The sequence below is a fragment of the Mucilaginibacter sp. P2_A4 genome (assembly GCF_056405015.1).
Genome location: NZ_JBFUCX010000003.1, coordinates 245,068 through 267,373, shown reverse-complemented (window position 1 = coordinate 267,373; position 22,306 = coordinate 245,068). Strand labels below are relative to the sequence as shown.

Sequence of the window (22,306 nt, the reverse complement as noted above, 5' to 3'; positions counted from 1 at the left end):
TTCTTAAGCACTTTTTGCGTTATTGGTAACAACTGCTGGTGTAGCAAAACTTCTTGCCCCCTCATCTTCATCCTTTGCCGTCGAACAGGTAAAACGAGGACCTAAATGCTTCTGCCATTTATAGCAGGCATTTTTAGGATTGGTCTCATTAATCGCCTGTTTGGCGCTATCGCGGAAGCTTTTCAATTTTTCCATGAAATATGATTCATAGCTGTAACCGTCTACTACATCTTCATCCACAGGTGTTGTTGGCCGCAAGCATTGAAAATTCGCATAAAGTTCAGTATAGATATTCTCCAGCAAGTTTTTTAAAGCAATATCGTCCCTATCGTCTGCAATGAAGTGATTAACTGCCCAAATGGTCAAAACGAAGCCTGTTGGCATTTTCTTGGAGTCGTCTTCAAAATTCTGATAATCGCACCACGCTTTCAGATACTTGACCAAGCTGCGAATCTGTTTATTTTTATCGGCTTCAGCATTGAACCATTTGTAAAACTCTTTAGGGTCACTGGCTCCCCATCCATGTTTTTTGTGCGCCAACCATGGATGGGTGTCGTCTTTCTCATCCATAAAATAAATAGGCTGATCGATATGGTGTCCATCCGAAAATAATGTTCTGACACAAGTGTTCTTATCCACCGGCGGAATGCTCGTATAACCGTCCACCGCATTGCAAACCCAATTGTGATATGTTTGAACGCTTTTACGTTGATCAAGAGCGCCAATAAAATAGATACCATCATCTGTATCATATTTAGTAAGACGTTTTTCGGTACCTTCCTCGTCGATAACGCGAGGAATAGGATTGACGCCGGTTTTCATTTCGGAGGAACCCTGGGCACTAAATTTGGGTTTGATTTCCCCTGAATGATTCTCCTTAAAATCATCACGCACACGGTCGCGCAAATTTTTTCTTGATGTTTTCAATTTTTGTTTGCGGTCAGACGTTAAAGTAATCTCCGTATTAAAGTCCACAAACTGAGCGTGACAATCGGCCATATCTAATTGGTTTTATAAATTTTTTCTTGTTTAAAAAAGTCTGCGATTTCGGGCTTTTTACGCCAAATGTCTCCCATGTCATTTCCCTTACCGCGAATTAAGTCCAGGGCTTCTGGGGTAGCCTTATCTAATTGAACGAGTTCTTCTTGTGAACTGGAAATTTTTGACGAGGGTATCCGCACGTAATCAACTTCCAAATCATTAAGGCCGGCTATTTTACTCATGAAAAAGTCCGTAAAAAAGCTCTGACCGGTGAAGGATGTTTCAAAAAGTTCATCTTTCCAGTCCAGAAATGATCGGTTTCGCTTCAACCCTGTAGGCCTCCCGCCAGTGAGCGACAAGCTGCTTATTGACAAGATCTTAAGCTTATCAAAAGGTTTATTTTTACCTACAAAATATTGCAGAGCCTCCAGATAACCTACCAGCGTTGGGTTGTTGCCCCATACACCGCCATCGATAAACTGCTTATTATCGTAATAGTCGATTTGCGCCATTGGAAAATAAGTAGGTGCCGCACTAGTGGCCAAAGCGACATCAACATACAGCGCCTTATTATCGCGGTTTAAATCGCCTTCTTTGTGGTCAAATTTAAAAACAAATGGGCGGGCTTCAGTTATATTATAACTTGGAATACAGAGTAAATTGTTACTTTCCCCTATTCGCTTCTGCCCAAAAATATCTATTAAAGCTATCTTTAAATTGGTGTCCGTGAATTTACCACCATTCACCAACTGCTTAATAGTGCCATTGTTAAGCCTTTTGCCCAGGAAAATGTTATTCTTAAATTTTGTAAATATTTTAGGGCCTTGTTGATCATAGAAATTGCAAATGTCGGCCGCTGGAATCTTCAAAGAAAGTGCCAATGCTATCAATCCTCCGGTTGATGTGCCGCATAACATATCAAAATAGTCGGATATGCGACAGTCAAACTTCTCCTCGAAATGCTTTAGTATTTGTGCAGAATATAAACCTTTTATACCGCCTCCATCAATGGAAAGAACTTTAAAAGTTTTGGTTTTTTGATTTCGAACGGCGGTATCCATTGATTGGTTTAAGCTAATGGATTACAAGGTACGATATTTTTTTAAATTGCCAATTTCTTTAGCAAACGAAAGTTGCTAATGTGCTCGTGAGGTTGAAAATAATCACTCAAAATATGTTGCCTAAAAGAAAAGGCTGTTTGATAAGTGTTATGTAAAGACCAATTGGACCAAATATAACTGAGGAATTTTGAATCTTGTGATGAACTTCCCTTGTTGCAAAGTGGCCTTTCCAATTTACAGAGCAATTCACGAACATAAAAGCATAGCAGCGCATAGGCTAATTAAGACTCCAAGTTTAACGATGTATGGACTGCCCATTACCGGCATTAAACGCACCTATATTACTTCGACAACGGATAACTGAACATTATCCTGAGGAGCCCATTGCTGATTTGATAGAAACGAACATCAATGATTTTGTTAAATAATTATAATTGTTATGCCCAAGGACAGGGTATGAGTTAAAGCATAATCTGGTAACAACAGGCACTACTTCCTTAAACCCATCATTAACTGTATATCCAAGTGAACACAGAAAACTGTAGTAAAAAATTACTTTTGGCAACCTTTAACGTTTTTGTGTGAAAAAAACTTAATATGCAAATTCCAGTTTATTTTTAATATGCTTGCTTTCTTCCGTTCTGCTGCTGGAATCTGTCATGATTTCGTGTTCTTTATCTTTCTGTAAAAGCTTGTACCATGCCACCGCCGGAATCATGCCATTGGAATGTAATTCCAGCCTGAAAACAATTTTTTCGGGAGGTTTACGGTAATTGTTAAGATACTGGCTTAATACTGCCGGTTTAATATCGATCTCGGCGGCAAAGTCTTTATCTTTCTTATCTTGCCTGTTCACATATTCACTTAAGAAATAACTAAAATTCAGAACATCCTGATATTGATTACTGCTGATATAATCTTCCAATTGAAATTTTAACTGCAATAATTTATCATATATCTGCTGCTGATGTGTCCTGTTCGCGAATTTTTTTCGGCGTTCCTGAAAAAACTCTTTCTCTTCTTTTTTTTCTTTTTCAGTGGCGGGAGCTTTTGATGGAAATACAAAAGCTTCGGCAAGTTCTTTATTACTGAATTTCGAAAAATCCGTTAATTCATGCTTTTTATTATTCCTGGTCTTCATAATATTTCTTAATTAAAGATAAAGAATTAGCGCCGTCTGTTACTAAAAATAGTTTCGTGGATTCAAATCCATAAATATCCCGATAGTGATCTTTCAGGTCAGTCTTAGGCTTCAGACAAACGTAACCGCCATATTGGGCCATAAATGATTGCCTACAGGCAAAGGCGATCATACAGCCTGCAATTCTTTGGTATTGCTTTTTATCGCCCACATTTTCCAAAGATGATGCCAGCAGTCTGATTTCAATTGCAATATCATCTGGCCGGTCTGCCAATGACATTAATCCTAAGGGCTCGTCAATGCCTGCCGCTATTAATTTATAAACTTCATAGCTTTTTTCTTTGTTCCAATTAAAATCAAACCGTTTCGTTTTATTGATTTGAGCAAGTTCTTTGGCATCCAGCTTACTAATAGTAGCTTGAAGTTTCTGACCTGTCTCGGCATGTATTACATACATAATGCAAATATAAGAAAAAGTTTACAATTTATGTAAACTTTCATTGTTAATCGGTTCGTTTTTCACATCCATTTCCGGCATTAGCTCTATAAATTCCTTTTTATAAAACCCTGTAAAATTGAACTATTCTGCGCGGTCGCTACATTTGCAGGTTATTCAAAAACCTTACTCAAACGATACAAACGCTCATTTTGTGTTAAAAAATTGATTTTCCACAACCTGGGAACTACCAATGAATTCTAGGTAATTCGCAGGAAATGACGTTTGTTTTTTTGCTTTACAGACTTTAATTGTAAATTATGTAATTTTGTTTCGTAATGCTTGATAAAGCCTCTTTTTAGCGATAAAAACGTAATCAAGTTTAAGAATTAAGGCCCCGGCAATCCCGGGGCTTTATTGTTTTCCATCGCAGCTTTCTTCATTCATTAAGCCACTAATTCATTTAGTTTTTGCAGATTAGGCATTTTTAACATAAGTTTCTTCTTGAGGTCACTCATGTCAGTGCTGATTTTTTGGGCAACTATCTTGGCATAGATCTGTGTTGTCTTAATTGATTTGTGTCCTAACATGGCGCTAACTGTTTCAATAGGAACGCCATTAGCCAGCGTAACTGTTGTCGCAAAAGTATGCCTGGCGGTATGGGTGGTCAGATTTTTATTGATACCGCAGATATCGGCAACTTCCTTTAAATAGGCATTGTATTTTTGATTGCTGCTGATGGGCAGTAACACATCGTTTTGTAGACAGTAGGGATGGTCTTTATATTTTTCGATGATCTCTTTGGCTATTGGCAATAACGGAACACTTTCACGACATATTGCTTTTGTTACTTTTTGACGGTTCTTTACAATCCATTCTTCTCCGTCAAAAAAATTAACTATATGCTCACGGGTTAATTTACTGGCATCCTTATAGGCAAAGCCGGTAAAGCACATAAACAAGTAAGCATTTTTCACGTCTTCCAATCGTTCTACAGCCATTTTCTTTTCATAAAGGGCAAACAGCTCCCTTTCGTCAAGGATGTCCTTTTCGGGCTCTATATAAGAGCATTGGTAGGAACTTAAAGTATTCCTGTTTAGCCATTCCCTTTCAACAGCTGTTTTTAGCACAGAACGTACTTTCTTTAGGTAACACATAGTGGTATTATTCCCAATATGTTCTTTAAGGGTGAGATAATCTACAAAATCCTCCGCAAAGGACATTTTGACTTTACTTAGTGGAATGTCTTTAGCTTTGTATTCGGATTGAAGGAATGAAACCACCTTATCTTTAGCCGTGTTCCATTTGGTTAGTGTAGCGGGGGAGCGTTTGTCTCCTGCTACTTTTAATTTAACACGGTCAATGACAAAATCAATAACTTCCATCAAGGTCTTTTCCCTTTCACGTTTCCCCTGGTACGCCTGCTTAACCATGTTAGCTGAAACATAGTCTTCATTGATACATAACTGATCATACAACTGCCTGACCTTTAACGTTGCGGCGTCGATGGCGTTATTGATCAGTCTTGCTTCAATAGATGCTCCCCGCACATAGCCGGTTTCCTGATTCCAGTTTTTTTGATTTACTTTTTGCCCCAAAGACATTTCCGCGCGCTTGCCATCCACGGTAAGTCGGATAAAAATCGGCGCTTTGCCATCTGTGGTCAACCTGGATTTCTCCAGCATAACTAATAATGATACCCTTTCATTGATTTTCATACTCAATAATTTTTAATGAATGATTTTAATCATTCTTCCCTCAAAATGCTGATTAATAGCGCATTGTGCAGGGTCGAGGGTAACAAATTTCGGTACATTCGGTGTTACCCGAAATGGTACCCTACAAGGCTGTAAATAATTGATTTTATTTGATATGCTTTTTTGTGAGAAACCGCTTAAAAAGGGTTTAAATGCAGAAAAGCCTTACTTTTCAGTAAGGCTTTTAAGTTTTCAGCGGAATGGACGGGATTCGAACCCGCGACCCCATGCGTGACAGGCATGTATTCTAACCAGCTGAACTACCACTCCGTTTGGGTGTGCAAATATACACACCATTTTATATTACACAAGTCCTTTTTTCAAAAAAAGTGATTTTGGCTGTTTTTGTATGCTGTTTATCGCAGCAAAACGGCGCCTGTTCATTTTTTATCACCCACATAACTTACTCTATATCAAAACAAACAATACTCAATTTGTACCCGTTACGTTTTTCTAAATTATCTGAAAAAAATATTTTTTTATTTTACTTCAAAGCTAAAATATTGGCTTGCCGCCTCCCCATTCTCATTTATTCCCTGTATTGACCCTACATATTTGCCTTTTTGATCGGAGGTATAAAACGATACAACACCTTTTCCGCCCTGGTTTGTGTAAACATCCGGCGACCAAAACAACAGGCTCCTAAAATCAGGCACCCGGCTTTTCTCTGTCTTTTCGGTATTATAAACCGGCGAATAAAATTCACGCTTTAACTGCATTCCTTCGTAATCAAGCACTACAGCATGCGGATCCATTTCAACACCGCCAAGGTCGCCTTTGTAAGTGGTGTAGCTTAATACCCCTTCAGATACTGATGGTCCATAGAAATACCTTTCTCTTATAACTTCCAGTTTACGCACTTTTAAGGGGTCGATAGCTATTACCTTATCAATGTTAAATACCGGTACGTCATCAAGCATTACCAATGGATCGCCTTCTAAAAAGCCTTTTTCATTCAATACTTTGATATGGTAACGGCGTTGAGAACGCACTACGTTAACCTCTCTTATATACTCGCGCAGCACCTCTTCCATAGTGGTGAAGCGGGTATAATTATCTAAGAGATAAGTTTTATAGGGGCGAGCATAAAAGCCCGCGCTATCAACACCCGGGTCATAAAATCGCTTAATTTCATTATTTGCATATACATTTTGTACCTGCATAGCAAGGCTATGCTCTTCTAAAGCTTTTTGCGCGTTTGGCAGTAAACTATACTTTGGCCAGTTAAATTTGGCATACTGTTCAGAGAAAGGGCTTAACACATCTATCCGAAAAGTAGAATCCCTTTCAGAGTTTGTCTGGGCTACAACTTCGCCGGGGCCATATAATTGTTTTGTATTGAATACCAGTCTACCTAACGAATCGCTTTTTGAAACGTATAATTGTACCCTTTTACCCGGCACACTTAAATAAGCTACCACCTCCTTTGCGGGGGTGCCTGTTATGGTGCTTACTATTTTTGCGGTTACAAGGTGGTCATCATACTCGGGTAAAAAAGAGAATGCAGGGGGAGTATTCGCTAATATACTGCTCCAAATAAACCTTCGCCAGCCTTGCGAAAGCATCAGATTATCCATAGCTGCATCGGCTTCTGCATTGGTGTTTTTAAAGTAATAAGCGGCGGATTCAATGCCTCCCCGCAGATCTGATCGCAACCATAGGTAGCTAAATATATCATCGGCATCTATATGCTGTAGTGAATCAACGCGATAAACAGATAGCGACATGTTTGTTGCCATTGCCGCACCTGATAATCTTTTTGCCGCTACATTAATAGTTACTTTTTTGCGGGTGGAGTATTGAGGCTGATCGGCAGCGGCATCTATAAGTAGCTGTTGTTTGGGGCGTTTAAAATAAAGTCTTTCACAAACGGGTTGTTGGGCACTGTTAAAAATGGTAATATGAGATACGCCATCGCCGAGTTTGCTTTTGTCAATTGTAAAGCTGGCCACTCCGGAGTTAAATGAAGTACTTGCTGCAGCTTTAACCAATTGCCTGGTATGCGCAAAAAGGAATACCTCGCCACCTGTAGCATTGCTATTTACGGTAACCTCCAGGCTTGGTCCGTTATCTTTTAATTGCATCACATAGCCCCGGCTGTTAATTTCAGGCAGTTCCTTAACAACGGAAATGCCTGAGTTGGTTTTAATGATTGCCTTGTAGGTATTGTTGGCAACGGGCGTAAACGTAAAATTACCCATACCAAATTTTAACGGCTGAAAACGGGCTACGGTATCATTATGCTGGTCAATTAGGGCTCCGCGGTACATGGCAAGACCCTCTCCATTGGGTGTGGTAACTTTGAAGGCTACTTTGCTGGTTAAGCCGGTCACAAGGTTGCCACCTTCCGGAAAAAATTGAACGTCATAAGCAGGGGCAATTTCCTTTGCCAGTGTATCGGGCGATTTTAAGGGGTTTATGATAGTGATGGTTTTTTCGAAATAATAATCGGGACTGAAGTTTTTCATCCAATTGGTATAGGCCCTCAATTTGTAATTGCCGTTGCTTACAGATACCGGAATATATAATGATCCACTGCCTGTGCCATTTTTCATGGCAATTTTAGCCTGTACAACAGCGCTGTGGCCATTATCTATCACATCAACATAAACTACCTTGCTCAGGCTAAATGGCCGGTGTAAAGCAGCGTCAACGGCATAAATCTTAAACCATATAATTTCGCCGGGCAGGTAAGTGCTTTTATCCGTATGTACAAAAACTTTTTCCTGTACTGTTGTCTGCTGGTATTGGTTAAAGCTGTTCCTGATCTGATTTATCGCCTGCGCAAAGCAAGTTGTTTGCCAAAGCAGCAGTATCCCAATTGATAAGGCTGTAATTTTAGCAGTTTCCTTAAAATTTTTCATAGCCAAAAACTGGTTTGTTTAATGTTTTCATGTAAGTGATATTTCATAGTGCTCACCGTAAATTTTTTAATAGCATAACTTTGTTTATGGTTTCCAGAATGCTGGTGGCTGTGATAGTCCCCGTATCCTGCAATCTGTACATTCCAGCGTCGAAAAAATATATCCTATCACAAAACCCTGGTCCATTATTGGTGCAATAGGAATTCCACCTCCATCAATAATGCTGCCTTGTACCTCATGCAGCATGCTTTTAGGATTGTAAATAAGTGCCGAATCAACCTCGCAGTTATATGGGTATACAGGAAACCAGTTTATCGGTAATTGACTGTTATCAACAAAGATTCGTTTTTGCTGCACGTTTGTAATGCTGATGTAGCCAATTACCGGCTCTGCAGCATTAGTTACGCTATGAATATTACCCTGCAGCTGCGAAGGCTGGGCATCAAATATACTTCCAAGTTGTTCGGTGTTTTTTTTGATGTTTTCCCAAAACGCATATGCCTCCTTGGTTAAGGCGTATTGCTTTACCAAAACAGAATACCTAACCGATATTTTCTCTGATGTGGATGGAATAGTTGTTAACGGAGCCTGAAATATAACGTCGGACACCAGTTTGGCCGATGAACTTATCAGGATGTTACTTGATAAATCATTTGTATAGCAATAGTATGATGCTTCACTTTCTTTCCGGGATCTTATTGATTTGGTAACCGGATCAACCAGAAAGCCGGATTCATACCGGGAATGAAACTTCCATGTTTCTTCAAAATCCCAACGGTAGTAGCGGGTATTATTAGTGGCATCATGAGTGCTAACGTATAAATTAAGGTTGCTCCCCTTGGGCACAAAACCAACACTATCAATGGGTGGTGTTTTTCTTACCTCGATATAGTCGGATGCGTATTCTTTTTCATTGTGAGCTATATGTAGCCTGTATTTTTTTGATTGATTAAGATTCAACCCGCTCCCGGAAGTATATTTGCCATTGCCTTGTGAAATTAACGGTATTGAATTACCCGCCTCATCCTGTATGCTAACTATATAATCATTCAACGCCGAAGGTTGTACGCCGTCGCTTAAATTAACTGTCTGGCTCAGGCTGATAACCGTAGGGTCGCTGCCCGCGTTTATTACACCCTCAACAACAAGGTAATTATTGTTACTGGAGATAACTGTTGGGTTATAAGGTTTTTTGCACGTGGTGATCATGACGCCCAGCACCAGCAAATACAACATATATTTAGGCTTCATCATTTTAATAAATTATTTCCAAAAAACGGGGGCCTCTATTCTCCCTCTCACTCTGCAATCAGTACATTCAACACTTGATGCCGTATATCCAATAATATGAAATCCATCCGGGCTTATGGTTGAAATTGGTATTAGTGTACCTTCAATAATTCGGTTCTCCACATCATTTGATCCTGTGTGTAGGTTTGTAAAAAAAGCCGAATCAATTTGGCAGGAACCATTATACTCGGGTCGCCATTCATAAGGGAAAACACTATTTGATATAAATATCCTCTTGGTTTGTACATTAGTTACACTTACATAACCAATAACCGGTTCGGCAGGGTTGGTAACATTATGAATATTCCCGTTAATTTCTGATGGTTGCGGATCAAATATACTTCCCAGCTGTTCTGTATTTTTCCTCATATTTTCCCAAAAAGCATATTCTTCTTTTGTGAGCGCATATTGTTTTAGGAGGATGCTGTATCGTATTTCCAGTTTTTCTGAAGTTGGAGGGATTAAAATTATGGGGTTATCTGATATTACATCTTGCCTCAATTTTGCCGATGACGCCAAAACAATATTACTTGATCTATCGCCGGCATAACAATAATAGATCATCTCATCATTATTTCTGTATACTATCTTTCCGTCCCTAACTATCAGCCCCGAATTGAATTGTGAATGAAAGCGCCACGTTTCTTCATAAGCCCAGCGGTAATAGCGGGTATTGTTACTTGGATCATGGGTGTTTGAATTAATTTGCAAACCCTTGCTGGTAATTTTATAACCAATGCTATCAATAGGTGGCGTTGGTTTTACAGCTACATAATCAGACACATATTCATTCCCTATCGCTTTAATGTGGAGGCGATATTTTTTTGAGTTATCCAGATTTAAGGAAACCGCTACATAACGCCCTGTATTAAGCTCCGCTAAGGGATAACTTGCTCCTCCTTCGGCCTCAACATGTACCTGTGCACCTGACACCAAAGCCGAGGACGGATTTTGTGAAAGGTTTACCGTTTTGCTTAAAGTAATAATGGTTGAGTCTGCGCCACTATTTATAACTCCCTCAACCACAAGGTAGCTGCCCGGTGCAACTATGGCTGGTGGAGTATACGGTTTTCGGCAACCGGTAATAACGCAGCCCAGTAATATAAAAAACGATATATATTTATTCTTTATCATAATTCCCAAAAATCTGGTGCATCAATGTGGCCTCTTAGTCTGCAATCAACACATTCAATTGGCGCTGCCTTATAACCTATGGTTACACCCCGCGGACTAATTATTGGCGATACCGGGATATAGCCCAGTCTAAATATGAAAAAGTCAACGTCATTTGCTCCAGTAAGGGCATTTATAAAGAAAGCGCTGATTACTTCACATTCATCGGCATAAACGGGGTAGTAATTATCCGGAAAACGGTTGTTTGTAATAAATATCCTTTTAGTTTGTGTGTTGGTTACGCCTATATAGCCAATAACCGGCTCTGTAGGGTTGGTAATGCCATGTATGTTCCCTTTTAATTGCGATGGCTGCGCATCGAAGATGCTGCCAAGTTGTTCGGTATTTTTTTTAATGTTTTCCCAAAATTGATATTCCTCTTTTGTTACGGCGTACTGTTTAAGGAGGATGCTATATTTTATTTGTAATTTTTCTGACCGGGGCGAAATAATTGTAATCGGGATTTGTGAAATAATATCCTGCTGTAATTTTTCTGTTGAACCTAAAACTATATTGCTTGATTTATCACCTGCAAAGCAATAATAGATCTGTTCTTCGGGTTTTCTTGGTACAATATCTGTTCCTTTAACTATTGATTCCGAGTTGCGTTGTGCGTGAAATTGCCAGGCCTCTTCATACGCCCAGCGGTAATATCGTGTACTATTGGCCGGGTTATGGGTATTAACATTAACCTGCAAACCTTTGTCTGTTATTCTATAAGTAATGCTATCAATAGGTGGCGTCGGCCTTACCGCAACGTAATCAGATGCATATTCATTAGAAGCAGCCGTTTTAATATGTAGGCGGTATTTTTTTGTTTTGTCGAGATTTAGGGCGATGGCGAGATAGTGCCCGGCTTTAAACTCCTGTAACGGATAGCTTGTGCCGCCTTCATTTTCCACCGTTACCTGTGCATTTGTTTCAAAAGCCGACGAGTCTTTGGTTGCAATGTTTATCGTTTTGCTTAAAGTAATAATGGTAGAATCGGCACCACTATTAATAACTCCCTCAACCACCAGGTAACTGCCGGGAGCCAGTATTGCTTTAGGAGTATAAGGTTTACGGCAGGCCACTATTGCGGTGAGCAATGCTATAAAAACCATATAATTACCCCTTTTGTTCATACCTGTTAAAACCTGATATTGTAATTGATGAACGGAATTGGCTTTGCAAATATCGAAAGCTTATAGCCACTTATTACGCCGCTTTGCTCGGTGAAATAGGTTGAGTAGGCATTTTGCCTCCCGGTAAGGTTATAAACGCCTATAGTGAACGAGTTATGCGTTAGTTGATGCACCTTATGATTGCCTTCGATATTCATTGAAAAATCCGACCGGAAGTAATCCGGGATTCGATATTGATTACGGTCTGAATAGTATACGCGCTCCGATCCGCCATACTCATACTTGGCAACCGGCAATGTTATTGGCCTGCCTGTACTATAGGTAACATTTAATGATATGCTAAACCTGTGCGAAAACCGGTAGTTGCCTATGAAATTAAAATCATGTGGTTTATCAAAATTGGCAGGATAATAAAGGCCGCCGTTAATTAGTTCGCCTTCATTAGGATCAGTTTGCCTTAAAAATGTACGGGAGTAGGTGTAGCTTATCCAGCCATTTGCTTTACCTGTGGTTTTTTTAATCAAAAACTCAATACCATACGCTTTGCCCTGGGTAGCCAGTACATCGTTTTCTATATGATGATTGAGCACCAGGTTGGCTCCGCTGCGGTAATCAAGGTAATCTCTTAACCGTTTGTAATAAACCTCTACCGAGGTTTCGATCGTGTTTGATTTTAGGTTACGGTATATCCCCAAGGATACCTGGTCGCCATATTGTGGTTTGATATTAGGATCGCTCAGCTGCCATACATCGGTTGGCGCAATAGCGGTGGTATTGGATAGTAAATGAATGTATTGCCTTAGTGTGTTGTACCCCCCTTTTAACGATGTATTATCTCCTAACTGGTACCGGCCCGAAAGCCTGATCTCGGGCCCTGAATATGTTTTAATAAACTTGCCGCTGCTATAGTTGGTGCTATCCAGCAAGTTTGAACTTGTTTTAGGCAAATTTGGCGCATAATTATATACCGTTTGCGGCCCAAGGAAACTATATAAAGAATAGCGTACGCCGCCACTTACGGAAAAATCTTCGGTAAAGTCATATTTATCGCCAACATACAATGCACTTTCCAGCGCGCGCTGCGTTGGGATCACATCCGGCGCCACCAGTGATTTGGGATTATTGGGCTGGTAATTACCCGGATGCAGTTTGTAAAAGATAGAGCTCAATCCAAAATTGACCGTGTTTTTACGATTTAGATAATAGGTAAAATCGGCCTTGAAATTAGTTTGATTAATATCAAAATTAAGCTTGTAAGCATTTACAGGGTTATCAAAGCTGGCTATATTATATTGGTACCTATCAATACCCGCTCCTATAACACTAAACAGCTTATCGTTAAAATTGTGCTTCCATTTAATGTTGGCGTTCCTGTTGCTGTAACCATAGGAAGTATCGCTGTTTAATTTAAATTTATCCTTGCTTAGGTAAGTGGATACATAGATATTGTTTTTATCATCTATCTGATGGCTTATATCAAGGTTTAAATCATAAAATGAGGCCTGGCTGTGCTTGTATGCTTCCGGTAGTAGCTTCAGTAACCAATCGGAATAGGTGGTGCGGCCACCAAATGAAAACGAGGTTCTATCCTTAAAAATGGGCCCTTCAACATTAAGCCTGCTGGTAATTAAACCAATACCTGCCGATCCTGTAAACTTCTTTTTGTTACCCTCGCGGTTGGTAACATCGAGTACCGATGATAAGCGCCCGCCAAATTTTTCGGGGATGCTGCTTTTATATAGTTCTATATCTTTTACTATATCGGGGTTAAACGAGGAGAAGAAGCCAAAGAAATGCGATGGGTTATAAATGGTAGCATCGTTCATTAAAATAAGGTTCTGATCTGCCGAACCCCCACGAACGTTAAAGCCTGTGGTAGCTTCGCCCACTGATTGTACGCCGGGAAGAGTTAGCACCACCCGTAATACATCTGCTTCACCAAAAACGGTTGGCACTTGTTTAATGCTTTTGATATCAAGACGGTTAACGCCTAATTGCACATTACGTACATTGGCTACCTTCTCGGCCGATATTTTTACCTCTTTTAAGCTGGTCACCTGTTCCTTCATTTCGATGATCATTTTACCATCCGAATAAAGCACAATCTGGCGGCGGGTATCGCGCATGCCTAAGCCCCTCACGCTTAAAATTTGCCGTCCTTTTGGCAGCGAAAGGGTAAAATACCCAAACTGATCTGAGGCCACGCCAGTTTTGGTATTGGTAACATATATACTGGCACCTACTACGGCTTCGCCCGATTTGCCATCACGAACATAGCCCGATAAGGTGGCATTTCCGGCACCAATCGTGTTTGTCTTGGTACCAATTTCATAAAGCTTGTTTTCTGTAGTTGCTTCAGGAACAACTTTTTCTTTGGTATCGGCAAAATCTTTAACTTGTGTGGTAACATTGTTTTTTGGGGTTTCGGCTCCTGCTTTAATCCCAAAAAAGCCGGCAGCGAGCGATAGTTGTATTTCGCGTCCTTTTGTGAGAAAAACCTCGTGATTAACCGTAATTGCGTAATGAAATGCAGTGTTTTTAAAAGCCGCGTCAAGCACAGTTTCTATGGATTTATTATCAGCCTGTACAGTTACCTTTAAACTATCAAATTTTGTAGGCTCATAATAAAAGTGATATCCGGTTTTTGCCTCAAGCTCGGTAACAAACTGCTCAATAGTGGCCTGTTGAAAGTTTACACTTATAGTTTGTACCGTTGTTTGTTGAGAATATCCCACTTTTAGCAGGATCAAAAAGCAAAAACTTAAAAAGTAAATTTTTTTCATCAGTATATTTTAATGTTCACACTATACTACTATACCCCTTAAGGTTTATGCATGGAATATCAAACCATAAAAAAGACTTTAGATCTTGATTATACTTTATTTATAACACCGCGTAACTTTATTTAACCAGCTGATCGTATTCTGCAGCTATCATACGCATGGCCAATTCAGGATTATCTCTAAACTTTATTTTATTAGCCTTGATGTATTGCTGCAGTTCTTTTTTCTTATCCTTTAATATTTTCAGGAAAGAGCTTTGCCCGCTTATGCTATAATAGTTATTGCCTTTTTTAAGAAAATAATTTTTGGAGGCGGCAGTAAAAAAAGTTTCGAGCGTTGTTTGCGTAGAGATGGTTTGAATACTTTTTGACCACCTGGTTAAAACCTGGAGGTTGCCCCTGTATACCTCATCGTAAAATCCTGTATCTATTGATGCCGCTTTGTTTAGCGAATCCGGAGCCACATATACAAAATGATGTGCAAGAAGATCAAAGCTTTGTACTCTTGATTTCAACAAGCTATATTTAGAAAATCCGTTATATAGCAATACAACAACTTTGTCTTTGTTCAAATCATACATCATGGCTATGTTCGGGTAAAATATGCCATCGTAATTAACCGAGCCTGGCCTGAATGCATTTATATCCAAAAAAAAGGCATTGCTTTTTATATATGGATCGTAAAACTCATATTCAGGTCCGTTGTAAAGGCGAGACATTTGGCCTATGGAGGAGTTGTAAGTGCTAACTAAGTGGCCTACCGCAATTTTTTGCATAGTACTATCGTCGGTCACCGTTTGGCTTAGGGCACGGTCACTTAAAAAAAGGCAGACGATAAAAAAGCACAGGAGTGGTTTATTTATCATTTAGGTTTTATAAAGATGAAATGTACATTACTTTTATTAATAATCAAATATTGAATGGAAAACCCATCTAATATTTAATGTATTAATTATGTTACACGAAATGAGTACTTAATAATATTACGCAAGCCTAAAACCCTTTGTAACACTGCATGTTAAATATTTATATTTTATAGAAATGGACGATGCATACGAAGGTATTCCTGAACAGCGCGATGGCGGAATAACCGATTTTATTCACTTTGCTGATTTGAAAACCCGGCAACAGGCACATGCCCTTTTTTTACTGGCTAAAAGCCGTTTAAAGGATATATCCAGCTGGCATCAGCTGTGCGGACCAGGTTCATCAAAATTTTCGCTTACAGATGCGCAGGGGAATGAATTATACCGAATGGCAGAGAAGGGCGATCATTTTTATGTTGATTTACCTGCGCCGGGCTCTATAGCGGGGGGCGGCCTCGATTGGGTTATGATTGAAGATATACAGGAGGTTGAAAATGCAGAAGCCGAAAGCGAGTTTATAACCATTACCGTAAGGCCAGTGGTGAACCCCAGGAAACCAGGACAGGCAGTCGCCAATTTTTATGATCATGGGGCAACTAATACTTTTATTGTTGAGCGGTACTTAAACCACGTTAGCGCTGCTGTGCATGGGCGTAACGAAGTAATTAATAATAAGGATACTAATATTTATGATACTATCAGAAATACCATCATTGCTCTTACCGCTCGGGAAGGGCTGTCAGGCCCGCAGTGGAAAGCCCTGGTAGAAGGATTGCTGAAAGCGTAGATATGCAGATTGGTTAACATTTTACTTACGCAATGAACCGGTATAAATGGGCATCGCCTTGTACCGAGCCCTACTGTATGTACACAAGGTTGTTAGCAGGGCTATTATTTGGCTAAAGCCACCGAGGCTCTTTATTTATCCTTCCCATAAATGGGACGGCAATGAATTAAACCACTGTTTGCCTTCAATTCTTCATTGCCGTTGGTTTCAACCAACGGATAGAAAGGATATACAAGGATAGCTTTAGCCTAAATAATCCGCATTTTAGGACAGATGTGATTGTCTTGGCACCGTAGGCGCCTCCTTTTTAAAAGCGACTTCCCTGGTGCCGGGGCTTGGGAAATTACGCCGCTATGTCTGAATGGCTACCCAATGGCACAAAAAAAAGGCCGATCTGTTGAAGACCGGCCTTTATATTTATGAGTAAGTATTGTATTACAACTTACGTTTAACTTCTACATTTTCATAAGCTTCAACAATGTCGCCTACTTCAATATTATTAAAGTTATGGATATTTAAACCGCACTCGTAACCGGTTAATACTTCTTTCACGTCATCTTTAAAGCGTTTCAGTGAAGCAAGTTCGCCGGTGTAAATTACTACACCATCACGTACTATACGTATTTTGCTGTTACGGTTAATTTTACCATCCAACACCATACAACCTGCAATTGTACCAACCTTGCTAATCTTGAAGGTTTCACGTATTTCAACGTTAGCCACAATTTTCTCTTCAAATGTTGGTGCAAGCATACCTTCCATCGCCGCTTTTATCTCATTGATAGCATCGTAGATGATAGAGTAAAGCCTGATATCGATCTGCTCTGCCTCGGCAAGTTTACGGGCACTTCCTGACGGACGAACCTGGAAACCTATAATGATGGCATCAGATGCAGAAGCCAGCAATACGTCTGATTCGGAGATCTGACCTACAGCTTTTGATATGATGTTAACCTGTATCTGCTCGGTAGAAAGTTTCAGTAATGAATCTGATAACGCTTCTATTGATCCATCCACATCACCCTTAACAATAATATTAAGTTCCTTAAAGTTACCAACTGCCAAACGACGGCCGATTTCATCAAGTGTAATATGTTTCTGTGTACGTAAACCTTGTTCGCGTTGTAATTGTAAACGTTTGTTGGCAATTTCACGTGCCTCAACTTCATTTTCCAATACGTTAAACTTATCACCCGCCGTTGGTGCACCTTGCATACCCAACACCTGTACCGGTGTTGATGGCCCTGCAGATTCAACCCTTTGGCCGCGCTCATTAGTTAATGCCTTAACACGCCCGCTGTAGCAACCCGCTAAAATTGGATCGCCCACTTTTAAACGTCCTGCCTGTACCAGGATAGTGGTAACAATACCACGACCTTTATCTAAAGCAGCTTCAATAACCGTACCTACAGCACGTTTATTAGGGTTGGCTTTAAGTTCTAATATCTCTGCTTCAAGTAATACTTTCTCTAATAGCAAGTCAACATTTAAACCGGTTTTAGCCGATATTTCCTGCGATTGGTATTTACCACCCCACTCTTCAACCAAAATGTTCATAGCCGATAGTTGCTCACGGATCTTATCCGCATTGGCACCTGGCCTGTCAATTTTATTGAAAGCGAAGATGATTGGAGCACCTGCAGCCTGCGCATGGTTTATGGCCTCGCGGGTTTGCGGCATCACGCTATCATCAGCGGCAATTACTATAATTACAATATCTGTAACCTGTGCACCCCTTGCACGCATGGCGGTAAACGCCTCGTGACCCGGTGTATCCAGGAATGTTATTTTTCCTTTATTATCAGGCAATGTTACTTCATAGGCACCAATGTGCTGGGTAATACCCCCTGCTTCGCCACCTATTACGTTTGTTTTGCGGATAAAATCAAGCAATGATGTTTTACCATGATCGACGTGACCCATGATGGTAACGATTGGCGCACGTGCAACCAGGTCTGCCGGATCATCAGGCTGATCAAGGTTGGCCTCTTCATCCTGTGGTTTAACAAACTCAACCTGGTAACCAAATTCATCAGCCACAATGGTTAATGTTTCTGCATCAAGCCTTTGGTTGATAGATACGAACATGCCCAGGCTCATACAAGTGGAGATGATCTGCGTTACAGATACATCCATCATGCTGGCCAGCTCATTCGCTGTAACAAACTCGGTAACCTTCAGTACTTTGGATTGCAGTTCCTGCTCCATTGCCAGTTCTTCGGCAGTAGCGGCAACATCATCACGTTTTTGACGACGGAACTTAGCCCGTTGTGCAAATTTTCCTGATTTTCCTGCACCACTTAAGCGGGCAAGTGTTGCTTTAATCTGGTCCTGTATATCTTTTTCAGATGGTTCTTCCTTAGGGCCTGTGCTTTGAGGGGCATTACGGTTATTCCTGAAATCAGGACGATTGCCGCCACCTTGGCTCGGGCCGCCATTTCCGGGCGCACCATTAGTCCTGTTCCTGAAATCAGGACGATTTGGATTAATAGTTCCACCACCTGACGGTGTGTGCGGAGGATGGTTACCGCCGCCGCCACCTTGCTGGTTATGCGGAGGATGATTACCACCGCCACCTTGCTGTGGATTTCCCTGGTTATCTTTACGTTTTCTTTTGCGTTTATGATCAGCGCTGTTGGCGTTTGATGATGATGCTATAGGATTACGCTTCGGCGCACTAACAGGTAACTGTATTTTACCAATAATGTTAGGGCCGGTAAGTCTTTCGGCTTTTGCCCTAATAACTTCATCCTCAGTATCAACAACAGGTGCTTCGGCTGGTTTTTCTGCAACCGGGGCTGGCACAACCACTGCCGGTGTAACAGGAGCCTGTACAATCGGAGCTTTAGGCTCTTCAACCTTTGGGGTCTCTGCCTTTGGCGTTTCAACTACCGGAGTCTCTACCTTTGGAGCTTCAACCTTAGGGGTTTCGGCAACAACCGGTTTCGGAGCTTCTACAACAGGAGCTTCCGCTACTATTTCTTTTGGGGCCTCAACTTTTGGCTCAGGTTTTGGTTCCGGAGCTACTACTTCTGGCTTCGGAGCCTCTACTTTGGGCTCAACAACCGCTGGTTTTTCAGCAACAGGTTGTGGCTTCGCATTTAAGTTATTAAGGTCAATTTTCCCAACTACCTTAACACCTGGCAATACATCGCTACGATCCTCGGTTTTTTCGTGTGCAACAGGCTCAACCGGTTTTGGTTTTTCTGTTTGCGGTGAAGTGTACTGACCGGTGTTTTTGATCAATATTTCTTCGTTCTCAAAATCCCTTGAACGGCGGTTTTCGACTGGCTTTTCCGGGAACGGCGCAGGATCTTCTTTCCGTATCTTTCCGATACTGATCTGCTTAGCTTCCTCTTTAATGCTTTTGTCCACAGCAAACTCCTTCAACAATGCGTTGTACATGTCGCCATTCAGCTGGGCCATAGGTTGCTTGTCAACCTTGTAACCTTTTGTAGCCAAAAAATCGACAATGGTACCCATACCAATGTTGAGTTCTTTTACTGCCTTAATTAATTTTATTGATTTGTCTTCTGACATTTATTATATTTTCTCTGCTAATTATCGCAAAAATACGATTTTAATTTTGGTTATTATGCTTATTCAAACTCAGCATTCAATATTGATAGCACTTCTTTTACCGTTTCTTCTTCCAGATCGGTACGTTTTACCAATTCGCCAACAGTTAAAGCCAATACCGATTTTGCTGTATCTAAACCAATTCGTTTAAATTCATCAATTATCCAGCTATCAATTTCATCTGTAAATTCTTCAATATCCACATCCTCATCATGTTCGTCAGCCTCACGGTAAACATCAATTTCATAACCGGTTAATTTACCAGCTAATTTAATATTATGTCCGCCACGACCGATGGCTAAAGATACCTGATCAGGTTTTAAGTACACAGCTGCTGTTTTTTTCTCATCATCTAATTTAATAGAAGTGATTTTGGCAGGTGATAATGCACGCTGAATATATAACTGGATATTGTTGGTAAAGTTAATTACGTCAATATTTTCATTCTTCAACTCACGAACGATACCGTGTATACGTGAACCCTTCATACCCACACAGGCACCAACCGGATCAATACGGTCATCATATGATTCAACGGCTACCTTAGCTCTCTCGCCCGGCTCACGAACAATTTTTTTAATGGTGATCAATCCGTCGAAAATTTCTGGTACTTCAAGTTCAAACAAACGTTGCAAAAACTCTGGTGCTGTACGCGAAATAATGATTTTAGGGTTGCTGTTCAACATATCTACCTTATAAACAACCGCTTTTACGCTATCGCCTTTTTTAAAGTAGTCGGCCGGGATCTGTTCTGTTTTTGGAAGCAACAATTCGTTACCTTCATCATCCAGTACCAGGGTTTCTTTTTTCCAAACCTGGTAAACCTCGCCTGTAACAATTTCACCAACGCGATCTTTATATTTTTTGAAGATCTCGTCTTTTTCCAGTTCTAAAATTTTTGAAACCAGTGTTTGGCGGGCGGCTAATATAGCACGACGGCCAAAGCTTTCCAGCGTGATCTGCTCAATTTGCTCATCACCAACTTCCAGGTCTGCATCAAATAATTTTGCCTCTGTTAATTCAACTTCCAGGTCATCATCTTCACTAAAGCCATCTTCCATAACCTTACGGGTACGCCAGATCTCTAAGTCACCATTATCAGTGTTAACAATTACGTCGCAATTTTCATCTGTGCCGTATTTTTTCCTGATCATGCTTCTGAAAACGTCTTCCAAAACGCTCATCATGGTTGGGCGGTCAATGTTCTTGAAATCTTTAAATTCCTGAAAAGAATCAATTAAATTAATATTGCTCATTTTCTACTTGAATGATATTAAAACTTTTGTTTCTGTTATGTGATTAATAGGGATAACGCTTTCAACAGTTTCGGCCTTTTTCCCTTTTTCTTTTATTTTTTCTTCTATAACGATGGCATCCTCAGTTATTGCTGATAAAACACCCTCTCTTTTTGAGCCATCAGCCATTTTAATGGCCAGTGTGCGCCCCATGTTTTTGGCATATTGCCTTGGCGATGATAGCGGATAATCAATACCCGGCGATGATACTTCCAGGTTATAAGCAGTTTCTATTACATTTTCCTCTTCCAGATGGAAGCCTACATGCCTGCTTACCTGTACACAGTCGTCAATACCAAGTCCGTTATCCCCATCTATTAAAACGATCAGCTTTCCGTTTGAGTGCATTTTAACATCCACTAAAAACAAATTTGGCTTATCGGCTATCTTTTCTTCTACCAGTTCCCTTACTTTTTTTTCAATGTTCATTACCCGCCTTTTTGATTGATAATTTTTAATTGATAAAATAAAAGAGGGGGCTATTTGCCCCCTCTTTTATTAATTGAATGCAAATATAATCAAATTTATTAATTTTTCAACTATCAAACACCCTTTATTGCTTAAAAATCAAATCTGTATAGCGTAAATCGCCCAGCTTGTTACGGCCCATGATATAATCATTGGCTTTTGTATTTGTATCAAATTTATAGTAGCGCACAAAATAAGTTTGCCGGGCCACAAAAGGGGTATCAGGTGTAAATACCACAATACTATCTTTAACCAGATATTTGCCGGGCTGCATGGGTTGATAGTTCTTAATATCGGTATCTGCCGGCATTTTGTACACCGGCACCAGGCTTTGCCAGTTACCACCCATTGAATCGCGGTTGATATCCTGAACTATGGCCCGGTCAAGACCGGTTATGTTGATGGAATGTTTATCGGGCGTGAGGCTTATTTTGACCTGGTTGCTACTGGTTTTGTTGGAGGAACAGGCGAGGGAGCATAGGATTATAGTTATCAAAAACGTTGTTGAAATCCCAAAGGTAATTCCCTCCCAACGGGAGGGGTGCGATGGATTGCGCGAGGGCGGGGAGGGGTTTCGTCGGGCGAGTTGATATGCATTGTTTATTAAACCCCTACCTCCCCTTCCCCAGGGAAGGAATCGCACCTGCCCTTGCTTTTTTTGGGAGCTCATCATTTCCTCCCCCGTTGCTTGTGTCCTCACAA

16 protein-coding genes and 1 tRNA gene are annotated in these 22,306 nt (G+C 40.5%); 1 reads left to right on the top strand and 16 read right to left on the bottom strand.

What is annotated here, in order from left to right:
- Positions 1 to 3 precede the first annotated feature (3 nt).
- The 12 genes from AC1DYB_RS07735 to AC1DYB_RS07680 all read right to left on the bottom strand — a co-directional run bounded on the left by AC1DYB_RS07735 (position 4) and on the right by AC1DYB_RS07680 (position 15,475).
- Positions 4 to 999 (bottom strand): CBASS cGAMP synthase, encoded by a 996-nt coding sequence (locus AC1DYB_RS07735; RefSeq protein WP_477433760.1) that lies wholly within the window; start codon positions 997 to 999, stop codon positions 4 to 6.
- Positions 1,000 to 1,001: 2 nt separating this feature from the next.
- A complete protein-coding gene (locus AC1DYB_RS07730) occupies positions 1,002 to 2,042 on the bottom strand; it encodes a CBASS cGAMP-activated phospholipase (protein ID WP_477433758.1) in 1,041 nt (346 codons plus the stop codon).
- 592 nt (positions 2,043 to 2,634) lie between these two features.
- On the bottom strand, positions 2,635 to 3,183 hold the full coding sequence (locus AC1DYB_RS07725; protein ID WP_091209314.1) for an XRE family transcriptional regulator: 549 nt from the start codon (positions 3,181 to 3,183) through the stop codon (positions 2,635 to 2,637).
- Complete coding sequence (locus tag AC1DYB_RS07720; protein WP_477433756.1) at positions 3,167 to 3,640, bottom strand: hypothetical protein; 474 nt, start codon at positions 3,638 to 3,640, stop codon at positions 3,167 to 3,169. Before AC1DYB_RS07720 ends, AC1DYB_RS07725 begins: the two co-directional genes overlap by 17 nt.
- Positions 3,641 to 4,065: 425 nt before the next feature.
- Complete coding sequence (locus tag AC1DYB_RS07715) at positions 4,066 to 5,337, bottom strand: site-specific integrase (RefSeq protein ID WP_477433754.1); 1,272 nt, start codon at positions 5,335 to 5,337, stop codon at positions 4,066 to 4,068.
- A 235-nt stretch (positions 5,338 to 5,572) separates the two neighbouring features.
- Positions 5,573 to 5,646: transfer RNA gene (locus AC1DYB_RS07710), tRNA-Asp, on the bottom strand.
- Between the two features lie 209 nt (positions 5,647 to 5,855).
- Positions 5,856 to 8,240, bottom strand: coding sequence for a hypothetical protein (locus AC1DYB_RS07705; RefSeq protein ID WP_477433752.1), 2,385 nt, complete (start codon positions 8,238 to 8,240; stop codon positions 5,856 to 5,858).
- An 84-nt stretch (positions 8,241 to 8,324) separates the two neighbouring features.
- Positions 8,325 to 9,494 (bottom strand): DUF4249 domain-containing protein, encoded by a 1,170-nt coding sequence (locus AC1DYB_RS07700; protein ID WP_477433751.1) that lies wholly within the window; start codon positions 9,492 to 9,494, stop codon positions 8,325 to 8,327.
- Positions 9,495 to 9,503: 9 nt separating this feature from the next.
- Positions 9,504 to 10,664 (bottom strand): DUF4249 domain-containing protein, encoded by a 1,161-nt coding sequence (locus AC1DYB_RS07695; protein WP_477433749.1) that lies wholly within the window; start codon positions 10,662 to 10,664, stop codon positions 9,504 to 9,506.
- Positions 10,661 to 11,827 (bottom strand): DUF4249 domain-containing protein, encoded by a 1,167-nt coding sequence (locus AC1DYB_RS07690; protein WP_477433748.1) that lies wholly within the window; start codon positions 11,825 to 11,827, stop codon positions 10,661 to 10,663. The genes AC1DYB_RS07695 and AC1DYB_RS07690 overlap by 4 nt, the downstream gene beginning before the upstream one ends.
- 5 nt (positions 11,828 to 11,832) lie before the next feature.
- Positions 11,833 to 14,610, bottom strand: coding sequence for a TonB-dependent receptor (locus AC1DYB_RS07685; RefSeq protein WP_477433746.1), 2,778 nt, complete (start codon positions 14,608 to 14,610; stop codon positions 11,833 to 11,835).
- 118 nt (positions 14,611 to 14,728) lie between these two features.
- Complete coding sequence (locus AC1DYB_RS07680; protein WP_477433744.1) at positions 14,729 to 15,475, bottom strand: hypothetical protein; 747 nt, start codon at positions 15,473 to 15,475, stop codon at positions 14,729 to 14,731.
- Between the two features lie 175 nt (positions 15,476 to 15,650).
- On the opposite strand from AC1DYB_RS07680, the gene AC1DYB_RS07675 reads away from it, so the two are divergent.
- Positions 15,651 to 16,262, top strand: coding sequence for a hypothetical protein (locus AC1DYB_RS07675; RefSeq protein WP_477433742.1), 612 nt, complete (start codon positions 15,651 to 15,653; stop codon positions 16,260 to 16,262).
- A 435-nt stretch (positions 16,263 to 16,697) separates the two neighbouring features.
- Here AC1DYB_RS07675 and infB read toward each other — a convergent pair whose 3' ends face one another.
- From infB to AC1DYB_RS07655, 4 genes are all read right to left on the bottom strand, one after another.
- On the bottom strand, positions 16,698 to 19,802 hold the full coding sequence (gene infB / locus AC1DYB_RS07670) for a translation initiation factor IF-2 (RefSeq protein WP_477433740.1): 3,105 nt from the start codon (positions 19,800 to 19,802) through the stop codon (positions 16,698 to 16,700).
- 59 nt (positions 19,803 to 19,861) lie between these two features.
- A complete protein-coding gene (gene nusA / locus AC1DYB_RS07665) occupies positions 19,862 to 21,097 on the bottom strand; it encodes a transcription termination factor NusA (RefSeq protein WP_295718532.1) in 1,236 nt (411 codons plus the stop codon).
- Between the two features lie 3 nt (positions 21,098 to 21,100).
- Complete coding sequence (rimP, locus tag AC1DYB_RS07660; protein WP_295714876.1) at positions 21,101 to 21,565, bottom strand: ribosome assembly cofactor RimP; 465 nt, start codon at positions 21,563 to 21,565, stop codon at positions 21,101 to 21,103.
- 124 nt (positions 21,566 to 21,689) lie between these two features.
- On the bottom strand, positions 21,690 to 22,100 hold the full coding sequence (locus tag AC1DYB_RS07655; RefSeq protein WP_477433738.1) for a hypothetical protein: 411 nt from the start codon (positions 22,098 to 22,100) through the stop codon (positions 21,690 to 21,692).
- Between the last annotated feature and the right edge of the window lie 206 nt (positions 22,101 to 22,306).